Below are 2,301 nucleotides of genomic sequence, written 5' to 3'. Positions count from 1 at the left end.
TGATCAATATGCTGGGTGTTAAGGATTTACGTGGCTTTGATGACGTTTTCGAGTCTAAACCCACAGAGTTATCCACAGTATATGTGGGCATACTTCGGCAGCCCTGTTATGGCGGGTGATTGCGCCGGTTTTCTACAGGCCAGATCGACATTTTGTAACACAGGAAAGGTGTAAACATGGAAAGCAGTTTGATGACTCAGGTGGTTCTGCCTGCTGCACTTTTTACCATTATGCTCGGAGTTGGGTTGTCATTATCGATCTCTGATTTCCGACAGGTATTTAAGCGACCGGGGATCACATGTCTCGGGATAACAATGCAGTTGCTGTTGTTACCCGTGCTTGGATTTACTGTTGTCAGCGTGCTTGAATTACCTCCTGCGTTGGCGGTAGGTCTGATGATTCTCACATTCGCACCGGGTGGCGCGACATCCAATATGATCACCTATCTGGCGCGGGGTGATACCGCGTTATCGGTCAGTATGACGGCGATTGTCAGTATGATTGCGCCGTTTACTCTGCCATTCCTGACTCTGTTGAGCTTGCAATACTGGATGGGGGAAGTGGAGTTCTCCGGCTTTCCCGTGTTAACCACAATGATCAAGCTGGTGGTGATGACCATCATTCCAGTGGTCATCGGTGTCTTTTTACATCACCGCTTCCCAGCATTTTGCTTGCGGCTGCAAACCGGGGTCAAAACCCTATCGATGGTGTTTTTGCTGATGGTGGTGGTAGGCATTGTAAAAGCGAATTGGAATCAGCTTCCCGACTTAATCGGTGTGCTGGGACCGGCGGTTTTCCTGTTGATCTCGCTGGCCTTTGGGCTGGGATATGGCATTGCAAAGCAGCTGGGTGTGCAGAGTCAGCAGGCGCTTACACTCGGTATTGAGGTGGGTGTACAGAATGCAGGCACAGCGTTGTTGGTGACCGGAGCGGTACTACAAAACGCAGAGATGTCGGCCAGCGCGCTCACCTATGGTGTATTGATGAACGTTCCAGCCTTCATACTGATTTTTTATCGGAACTTACGTGCCCGTATAGTGACGGCTTAAATCTAAATACAGAGTGGTGTTACTCGATCCCCAAAACCTTATGAGTTTGGAGGCTGAGCTTCCATAGGGGATGAGCAAGACAGTATTCAACCGTGTCTTTGGTGTACATCTGGCGCAACGGGCCGTCCATCGGTTGAAGATAGAAGTGCTCAAAGGCAAGATCTGCAAAGCGTTCAGGCTGGGCCAGTGGTTGTGGGTAGACCAGTTTGAGCTCGTTACCCTGAGTGATCACGAGCTCTGCGTCGGCTTTAGGGCTGACGCAGATCCAATCGATACCTGAGGGCAGTGGTTTCGTGCCATTGGTCTCAATGGCCACTTCAAAGTTTGCCCCATGGCACGCTTCAATTAATGCGTCATCCAGCTGTAACGCGGGTTCACCGCCGGTAAAGATGACATAACGGTGTTGCTGGTCAGCAGGCCAAAGGCTTAGCAGAAAATTCACCAGTGCATCTGCATCTGCAAATTTCCCGCCGTTGTTGCCGTCAGTGCCGATAAAATCCGTATCACAGAAATCGCAGACAGCCGTGTCTCGGTCCTGCTCTCGGCCGGACCAGAGGTTGCAGCCGGTGAAGCGACAGAAGATAGCAGGACGGCCGCTGTGTGCGCCTTCGCCCTGGAGGCTGTAAAAGATCTCTTTTATTGAGTACATCGGTCTGGCTATAGCTGAAAAATGCGGTAGTCTACACGCCTTCATCAATTATAGGTAGCGGAGCCACCATGAAACTAAGGCAGATCGATAAGGCCGTTTATCGAAAGAAACAGCGCAAGGTTGCGATTATTTTCTGTTCCATCTTTTTGGTACTGGGTTTATCTATCTCTGCAATGATGCGCGCGTGGGCAGGGAACCCGGAAGGCTCAAATATGGCGGTCAATCTGACAGGGGTCATTATTGGATTGCTGATCACCGGTGGTATCTACGCTTTGGTAGTGAAGAAGCCGTTTTTTGACGAAATTCGTTATGCCTGGAAGCTTAAACGTCAGGTTCTGAAAATTCAGAACAAAAAGCATATCTGGAAAGACAAAGTAGAGGCCGGTGACCAGACCGCGGCGACCGTTATGGCTTTTTACTATGCCGGCGTCAATCAGATTCAGTTTCTTGAAAACAACGAGTTCGGTCAGCAAGAGATGATGGAAGAGCAGGCAGGATTTGAGTCTCGCTGTGCCGTGCATAATCTTGATCATGATGCAGGTCGCTTCAGTATCGAAATGCTGGACTAAGCTCGCGTATAGGCCACTCGGGGCGGGCTTCTCC

Annotated in this window: 3 protein-coding genes; 2 read left to right on the top strand and 1 reads right to left on the bottom strand. The window is 50.2% G+C overall.

The genetic code is table 11. The annotated features are described in order from the left end of the window. The first annotated feature begins 176 nt into the window (after positions 1 to 176). Positions 177 to 1,049, top strand: coding sequence for a bile acid:sodium symporter family protein (locus ABYW01_RS19725; protein WP_372836095.1), 873 nt, complete (start codon positions 177 to 179; stop codon positions 1,047 to 1,049). Positions 1,050 to 1,068: 19 nt separating this feature from the next. Here the strand turns inward: ABYW01_RS19725 and queE are convergent, their stop codons facing one another. Beyond that, positions 1,069 to 1,698, bottom strand: coding sequence for a 7-carboxy-7-deazaguanine synthase (gene queE, locus ABYW01_RS19720; protein WP_372836093.1), 630 nt, complete (start codon positions 1,696 to 1,698; stop codon positions 1,069 to 1,071). Between the two features lie 68 nt (positions 1,699 to 1,766). On the opposite strand from queE, the gene ABYW01_RS19715 reads away from it, so the two are divergent. Then, positions 1,767 to 2,267: a DUF3087 family protein gene (locus ABYW01_RS19715; protein ID WP_372836091.1), complete on the top strand. Its 501-nt coding sequence runs from the start codon at positions 1,767 to 1,769 to the stop codon at positions 2,265 to 2,267. The last annotated feature ends 34 nt before the right edge of the window (positions 2,268 to 2,301 follow it).

Origin of the sequence: Pontibacterium sp. (genome assembly GCF_041587635.1) — a bacterium.
GTDB lineage: Bacteria > Pseudomonadota > Gammaproteobacteria > Pseudomonadales > Balneatricaceae > Pontibacterium.
Note: the sequence above shows the minus strand (reverse complement) of the source record. Positions and strands in the feature narration are given on the sequence as shown.